Genomic DNA, 7,108 nt, shown 5'->3' on the forward strand with positions numbered 1-7,108 from the left:
ACTGGGTAATCTGCTAAGCGAAACCACTGCACAGGGTACCCTCAGCCACCAGTACGACCCACTGGGCAACCGCATCGCCACCACCCTGCCGGATGGGCGCACCATCAACAACCTCTATTACGGCTCCGGCCACCTGCACCAGATAAACATCGATGGCCACATCATCAGCGACATCGAACGCGACAACCTGCACCGCGAAGTATTACGCACTCAGGGACGCCTGAACACCCAGTTCAAATACGACCGCAACAGCCGTCTGCAACACAAACAGATACGGCGCAATCAGAATCCCATCCTGCCTGATATCCTCATCGAACGCAGCTACCAGTACGACAACCTCGACCGATTAGTAAGCAAAAAACACAGCAAACACGGCCAGACCGATTACCGCTATGATCACACCGGCAGAATCGAAGGCTGCCGTAACCAGAGATACTGGGAAACCCTGCAATACGATGCCGCCGCCAACCTGCTGGACAGCAAATACAGAGAGGACTACAGCAACCACAACCTGATTCGCTGTAACCAGCTCCTGCATTTCAGAGGGCACCACTACCGCTATGATGAGCACGGCCGAACCCAGACCAAACAGACCATCGGTGCTACCCAGCACTACCACTACGACGCCGAGCACCGCCTGAGCGAAGTACGCATTGAACAAACAGGCCGCAGCCAGCGTTACGGCTATGTCTATGACGCCCTTGGCCGGCGTATCGAAAAGCATCAAATAGACCGCGAGGGCCAACCCTACAACCGTACCCGCTTCCTGTGGGACGGCTTAAGAATGATTCAGGAAACCGGCCCGAATCACCCCACCAGCCTGTATATCTATACCGACCAGAACAGCTACGAACCATTGGCGCGGATAGATAAACGAGGTAATGACCCAGAAAGGGTAATGTACTTCCACACCGACCTGAACGGCTGTCCGGAAGAACTGAGCGATGCAAACGGCGAATTACTCTGGGAATGTAGCTTTCAGTTATGGGGAAAACGGATTCATGAAATCGAACATGAATCAGTGGAGCAAAACCTCAGATATCAGGGACAATATTTAGACAGGGAAACCGGCTTACATTACAATACTTTCAGGTATTATGATCCGGATATAGGTAGATTTACTCAGCCAGACCCGATTGGTTTAGCTGGCGGATTGAATCTATATCAGTATGCGCCTAATGGGTTGACTTGGATTGATCCGCTAGGACTTGCAGCACTTTATGATATAGGTACATATGGCAGCTTAAATGGAACAAAACATGTAGGTGATAACCTACAAGCCCATGAACTTATTCGCCATGAATATCTGAAACAATTAGGTCTGGCTGATAAAGCACGATTGTCTTCGAATCCTTCGATTGCGCTAGATCTTGATCATCATACTAGAAGTCCTTCTAAAGATTCACGAGGAATTGGAGGAGTACATTACCATGAAGCACAAATTAGGGCAGAGAAAGGATTAGGTCGTAATCAATTCGCGTCAACAATCAAAGAAGAATTGGATATAACATCTGAAGCTCTGAGAAGAGCTGGTGTTCCTGAAGAGAAAATTGGTATACTGAGAAAAAAATCAGAGAGATTTTATAAAAAAATTAGCAAATGTTAATGGAGATATCATGCAACAAGTATATGAACTTATACCTTCATCAAATGAAAATAGTGGTATCAAATTTGGTGGAGGAGCATTTATTGATGGCCAGTGGCCCCAAAATCCATTAGGTGAAAATTTAACATTATTATTCACAATTGATAATGATAAATTATCTGACTCTATTAGTGGAATTAATCTTCCTAAAGCTAAATATATTTCCGTATTTTCAACATATAATGAAAATAGATATTTCTTGGACGATATTGTTTATTCCGGTGATGATGCAGAACTCGATCACTTAAAATCAGGATTTACAAGAGTAACGCTAACAGACATATCAAAGCTATGCGAAAATAGTAATAACTTTGTTCCTCAATATCTTGAATTAAAAAAAACACAATTAGAGAATAGTGATTATCCAACATTTTCTTTTTTGTCAAATAAAATACCCAATGGAATTGTTGCTTGTGAAAAATTAATGCATGAATATGATTTTATTGGTCAATTATATTCATCAGATATTCCAGTTCATGATGGTGGAGCATTATTTTTATCTGATGCTATTGGGTATTTATTTTTAAAAAAGAAAATTGATGATTTTAATAATGCGGGTCTTTTTTTTGCTCAAACGGCATAATTATTTTAACATAACTATCTAACTGCACCGCGAAGTATCACGTACTCAGGGACGCCTGAACACCCAGTTCAAATACGACCGTAACAGCCGGCTGCAACGCAAACAGATACAGCGCAATCAGAATCCCATCCTGCCCGATATCCTGCTCGAACGCAGCTACCAGTACGACAACCTCGACCGATTGGTAAGCAAAAAACACAGCAAACACGGACAGACCGATTACCGCTATGATCACACCGGCAGAATTGAAGGCTGCCGTAACCAGAGATACTGGGAAACCCTGCAATATGATGCGGCCGCCAACCTGCTGGACAGCAAATACAGAGAAGACTACAGCAACCACAACCTGATTCGCTGTAACCAGCTCCTGCATTTCAGAGGACACCACTACCGCTACGACGAGCACGGCAGAACTGCCAGTAAACAGACCATCGGCGCAACCCAGCACTATCATTACGACGCTGACCACCGCCTGAGCGAAGTACGCATTGAGCAAACAGGCCGCAGCCAGCGTTACGGCTACGTCTACGACGCCCTTGGCCGGCGTATTGAAAAGCATCAGATAGACCGCGAGGGCCAACCCTACAACCGTACCCGCTTCCTGTGGGACGGCTTAAGAATGATTCAGGAAACCGGCCCGAATCACCCCACCAGCCTGTATATCTATACCGACCAGGACAGCTATGAACCACTGGCGCGGATAGACACAGACGGCAACTATGAACAACATATCCGCTACTTCCACACCGATCTGAATGGAGCACCGGAAGAGCTAACCGATGCAAACGGTAAAATACTGTGGGAATGCAGCTTTCAGTTATGGGGTAAGCGAATTCATGAAATCGAACACGAACCCATAGAGCAAAACCTCAGATATCAGGGACAATATTTAGACAGAGAAACCGGACTACATTACAATACCTTCAGGTATTATGATCCGGATATAGGCCGCTTTACCCAGCCGGATCCGATTGGTTTAGCCGGTGGGTTTAATCTGTATCAGTATGCGCCTAATGGGTTGACTTGGGTGGATCCGATTGGGTGGAATTGTGTAGTTACAAACTCAAAACTGAATAAAAAGATCAAAGAGGTTCGTGCTGGGAATGATGTAACTGTTGGTTCATTTAAAGAAGCTGATCAGGTATTATATGGTGCTTTTGCTAATACTCGTAAAGTAACTGGTGCCGGTAATAAATCGGCTGCTAAAACATCTAGGCAAAAGAAAGAGTTTAAACTAAGACCTTCAGAAAAAGGTAATACTGCTGTTTACCATAAAGATTATCAGTTTAATAAAGATGGTATCTTAATTGGACATGAAGGATTACCGGATGGTCATCATCATAAAACAGTGCCACATATTAATGTATTAACACCTGACGGTAAAAAGATTACTATTTATATAGAGAGACAGTATGCTTAATATTATCAATTTTATTGAAAATGAAATTAAGTTATCAAAAGGAATAAATAAAGAATTATATTTAAAACTAGACTTGTTAAAAAAAATTGCTTTATACATGTCACAAAATAAAATCGAAGGAAAAGTAGATAAAATAATAACACTTATAAATATGAATACTGGATACTCTGAATATAGATTAATAAATGATTGTGAATCAGATAATAAAAAATTATGGATAGAATATACTTATGGGAATGACAAAGTAAGATTGAATCCAGGAGACATTTTAATAAAAATGAAATAACTAATGTGTAACTATCCCCTAAAATAGTACAGCATAAAAGTAGAAAATTCTCTTTATTAACCCACAGAGGATTTAATCATGAAAAAAATGACTGAACATCAGATCGTAGCTATTTGAAAATAAGCCTCTGTGCTTACTATTATCAGCCTAAGTTACCGGATGATGCGGTGATTATGTCAGTGCTAAGTACGATCATGGATAAGCATTTACACTGAGGTTTTCCTAAGTGTTTTAATCGCATCAGAAAGCTCGGCTATAACGGCTATAAATGGAATCATAAACGTGTTTATCGAATATATTGCCAGTAAAGCTTAATCTGAGGGTAACGCGTAAACAACGTATTCCTCCGCGAAGCCCAGAAATATCTACACCAACCAGAGCAGCTACGAACCACTGGCACGCATAGACAAAAGAGGTAATGACCCCGAAAAAGTCATGTACTTCCACACCGATCTTAATGGGTGTCCGGAAGAGTTGACCGACGAAAACGGTAAAATACTGTGGGAATGCAGCTTTCAGCTCTGGGGGAAACGGATTCATGAAATCGAACACGAACCCATAGAGCAAAACCTCAGATATCAGGGACAATATTTAGACAGAGAAACCGGCTTACATTACAATACTTTCAGGTATTATGATCCGGATATAGGACGCTTTACCCAGCCAGACCCGATTGGGCTACTGGGTGGCTTGAATCTGTATCAGTATGCGCCTAATGGGTTGACTTGGATTGATCCTTTAGGATTCTCAAAGGAAGGGGTACCACATGGCTTTAAGAGCTTTGGGCAATTTAAGCAATTTGGTCAAACATTACAGGCTGGTCTGAGTAAATTAGGATATCCTAGCTCAGTTTCATACATGCAAGGAAGTTCTGTATCTGGTGTAAGCTTCTCTACAGGACAACCTTTTGATGTTGGTCGTGTTAGTGATTTTGATGTAGCTATATCACATCCAGAGCTATATCAGAAAGCAGAATACTTAGGGATAGGAAAAGGTGGACGAACTGGACCAATTAATATGGGTAGTGATACGGCTAAAAAATTAGGTATAGATAATATTCTACAAAGATTATCTAGAATATCTGGAGATAGACCTGTAAATGCTATGATTTTTAAGTCTTCAGTTGAAGTCAAAGCTAAAGGAAAAGGAATCAGAATTCCAGGGAAATGTGGCGGGCGATAAATGAAAAAATTATATTTTCTAAAATACGGCAGTAATAAATCTAAAAAAGAGATAAGTGAATTGTTGAATAATAAATGGGATATAACTTGCTCTGAACATGATAGCTCTTATTTTGGGGTGTACTTCTCTTACTGTGGTCTTTATGCGGACACATTAACTATTACAGATAATTATATCCCGCTATCCGACGAGTGGTTAGATGAAGAAAATAAAGAATTCTGTACATTAATAAAAGTATCTTTTATTAATGGAAAAAATTCTGATAAATTAAGTAGATATAAGTTTTTAAAAAATGTACTTAATCAGGTCGATATACTATCGATGATAAGTGACGAATATTTTGAAGAAAATTAATCAATACTTGATAGGTTGTAGTAAAAACTCTCCTTGGATTATTTTGGCTTTTTACTTTCTTGACGTATTAGTAATATCCAGTTTAATTTGTACTAGCTTAAACTTAATCTGACAGACACTATCTACTCATCGGCATTCGTTCTAACACAATGACTGTCTGATGAGTAAAATAAATTCTCTAGCTGCTTTTCCTTAGCCAGTCCTTTTGTCTCTACCCAAGTTTGCCAAGGTGTCTTACCATAACAGTATTTCCCTGAATGTGCTCTTTCCCGATTGTAAAACTCTAGCCAAAGCTCAATATCTTGTTGTATCTCTTTCAATTCTGTATATATTTTACGTCTAAACATAATATCATAACATTCGGTCTTTATCGTCTTATGGAATCGCTCACATATACCATTCGTTTGCGGACTGTAGGCTTTTGTTTTCGTATGCTCTATATCCTCCAATATTAAGTCAAAAGTAAATGAGGGGTGGACAAACTTAGACTTAATGAGGAATGGATATGCTCCAATAGGCCCAGATGGAAAACAAATGAACCTTCATCATATATTAGGAAAAGAACCCGGCCCAATGGTCGAGTTAGTTTCCTCAACTCACAAACAATATCATAAGCAAATTCATGGATTAATTGAAAATGGAGGGAGCTTTAGAAATACATCTGCTCTAGATAGGCAGTATAATAAATTCAGAAAAGAATATTGGAAATTAAGAGCATTGGATTTTATGTGAGGTAACTATATGGGTGATATTAAAAATCTTGTTACGCATTTAAATCATGGCGCTCAAGACGAAGTATATTGGCTTGGAGCTTGTGATGAATCACAAATTAACATACTTGAAAATAAGCTAAATTTGTCGTTACCAAATGAATTAAAAGAATTTATTTTATTGGTTGGTGGCGGAGGTGTTGTTGGTGAAGAAATATCAGGCATAGTTGATAATGATGCCTTGGCTGAGTCTGGAGGAGCTATCTATTATGATACTTGTCAGTGTCGAAATGAATACTCGTTACCACCAGATATGGCAGTTATTTATTTTAAAGATGATGATGTATGTTGGTGTGTTGATTGTAGGAAAAATACTTATGGACAAATAGTTAATTATGATCTTTTCTCAAGAAAAATATCAAACGTTATTGCACCGTCATTCAGATTTTTTTTTGAAGAATATGTAAACTTACGGACGTAAATTAAGGCTGCCGCAACCAGAGATACTGGGAAACCCTGCAATACGATGCCGCCGCCAACCTGTTAGATCACAGACGGCCAATAGAATTAGACCCTAATAACCAAAATGTCATCCGCTGTAACCAGCTCCTGCATTTCAGAGGACACCGCTACCGCTACGACGAGCACGGCAGAACCCAGACCAAACAGACCATCGGCGCCACCCAGCACTATCATTACGATGCCGAACACCGTCTGAGCGAAGTACGTATCGAACAAACAGGCCGCAGCCAGCGTTACGGCTACGTCTACGATGCACTTGGCAGACGTATCGAAAAACATCAGATAGACCGCGAAGGCCAACCCTACAACCGTACCCGCTTCCTGTGGGACGGGTTAAGAATGATTCAGGAAACCGGCCCGAATCACCCTACCAGCCTGTATATCTATACCGACCAGAACAGCTACG

The 7,108-nt window shown here is 40.7% G+C and carries 10 protein-coding genes and 1 pseudogene; 8 read left to right on the plus strand and 3 right to left on the minus strand.

Translation table 11 applies throughout. From position 1 onward, the window contains the following. On the plus strand, window positions 1-1,606 hold a 1,606-nt coding region (locus BGI33_RS09255; RefSeq protein ID WP_144235413.1), incomplete at its 5' end, for an RHS repeat domain-containing protein. Between the two features lie 10 nt (window positions 1,607-1,616). After that, window positions 1,617-2,228, plus strand: coding sequence for a DUF1963 domain-containing protein (locus BGI33_RS09260; RefSeq protein WP_100090920.1), 612 nt, complete (start codon window positions 1,617-1,619; stop codon window positions 2,226-2,228). A gap of 37 nt (window positions 2,229-2,265) precedes the next feature. Here BGI33_RS09260 and BGI33_RS13515 read toward each other — a convergent pair whose 3' ends face one another. Continuing rightward, entirely contained in the window at window positions 2,266-2,808 is a 543-nt protein-coding gene (locus BGI33_RS13515) for a hypothetical protein (RefSeq protein ID WP_100114444.1), read from the minus strand. 39 nt (window positions 2,809-2,847) lie between these two features. Between BGI33_RS13515 and BGI33_RS13520 the strand changes: the two genes are divergently transcribed. The 4 genes from BGI33_RS13520 to BGI33_RS09280 all read left to right on the plus strand — a co-directional run bounded on the left by BGI33_RS13520 (window position 2,848) and on the right by BGI33_RS09280 (window position 5,470). Beyond that, a complete protein-coding gene (locus BGI33_RS13520) occupies window positions 2,848-3,648 on the plus strand; it encodes an RHS repeat domain-containing protein (RefSeq protein WP_100114445.1) in 801 nt (266 codons plus the stop codon). Next, window positions 3,641-3,934, plus strand: a complete 294-nt coding sequence (locus BGI33_RS09270) for a hypothetical protein (RefSeq protein WP_100090922.1) — start codon at window positions 3,641-3,643, stop codon at window positions 3,932-3,934. Before BGI33_RS13520 ends, BGI33_RS09270 begins: the two co-directional genes overlap by 8 nt. A 435-nt stretch (window positions 3,935-4,369) precedes the next feature. Beyond that, complete coding sequence (locus BGI33_RS09275) at window positions 4,370-5,116, plus strand: RHS repeat domain-containing protein (RefSeq protein WP_100090923.1); 747 nt, start codon at window positions 4,370-4,372, stop codon at window positions 5,114-5,116. Further along, complete coding sequence (locus BGI33_RS09280; RefSeq protein WP_100090924.1) at window positions 5,117-5,470, plus strand: hypothetical protein; 354 nt, start codon at window positions 5,117-5,119, stop codon at window positions 5,468-5,470. Window positions 5,471-5,592: 122 nt separating this feature from the next. Here the strand turns inward: BGI33_RS09280 and BGI33_RS09285 are convergent. Next, a pseudogene (locus BGI33_RS09285) lies at window positions 5,593-5,925 on the minus strand (integrase core domain-containing protein); the annotation flags it as partial. Here BGI33_RS09285 and BGI33_RS09290 point away from each other — a divergent pair. Together BGI33_RS09290 and BGI33_RS09295 are read left to right on the plus strand one after the other, a co-directional pair. After that, window positions 5,921-6,202, plus strand: coding sequence for an HNH/ENDO VII family nuclease (locus tag BGI33_RS09290; RefSeq protein WP_257378935.1), 282 nt, complete (start codon window positions 5,921-5,923; stop codon window positions 6,200-6,202). The pseudogene BGI33_RS09285 and the gene BGI33_RS09290 overlap by 5 nt on opposite strands. 9 nt (window positions 6,203-6,211) lie before the next feature. Beyond that, window positions 6,212-6,661, plus strand: coding sequence for an SMI1/KNR4 family protein (locus BGI33_RS09295; protein ID WP_100090927.1), 450 nt, complete (start codon window positions 6,212-6,214; stop codon window positions 6,659-6,661). Between the two features lie 86 nt (window positions 6,662-6,747). Here the strand turns inward: BGI33_RS09295 and BGI33_RS09300 are convergent, their stop codons facing one another. Continuing rightward, entirely contained in the window at window positions 6,748-7,002 is a 255-nt protein-coding gene (locus BGI33_RS09300; RefSeq protein ID WP_100090928.1) for a hypothetical protein, read from the minus strand. Between the last annotated feature and the right edge of the window lie 106 nt (window positions 7,003-7,108).

Origin of the sequence: Snodgrassella alvi, from assembly GCF_002777425.1 — a bacterium.
Lineage (GTDB): Bacteria > Pseudomonadota > Gammaproteobacteria > Burkholderiales > Neisseriaceae > Snodgrassella > Snodgrassella alvi_B.

Bases quoted from the DNA above. Each gene is read 5' to 3' on its own strand.
- BGI33_RS09260 (WP_100090920.1), top strand. From the start codon at position 1,617: ATGCAACAAGTATATGAACTTATACCTTCATCAAATGAAAATAGTGGT.
- BGI33_RS13520 (WP_100114445.1), top strand. From the start codon at position 2,848: ATGATTCAGGAAACCGGCCCGAATCACCCCACCAGCCTGTATATCTAT.
- BGI33_RS09270 (WP_100090922.1), top strand. From the start codon at position 3,641: ATGCTTAATATTATCAATTTTATTGAAAATGAAATTAAGTTATCAAAA.
- BGI33_RS09275 (WP_100090923.1), top strand. From the start codon at position 4,370: ATGTACTTCCACACCGATCTTAATGGGTGTCCGGAAGAGTTGACCGAC.
- BGI33_RS09280 (WP_100090924.1), top strand. From the start codon at position 5,117: ATGAAAAAATTATATTTTCTAAAATACGGCAGTAATAAATCTAAAAAA.
- BGI33_RS09295 (WP_100090927.1), top strand. From the start codon at position 6,212: ATGGGTGATATTAAAAATCTTGTTACGCATTTAAATCATGGCGCTCAA.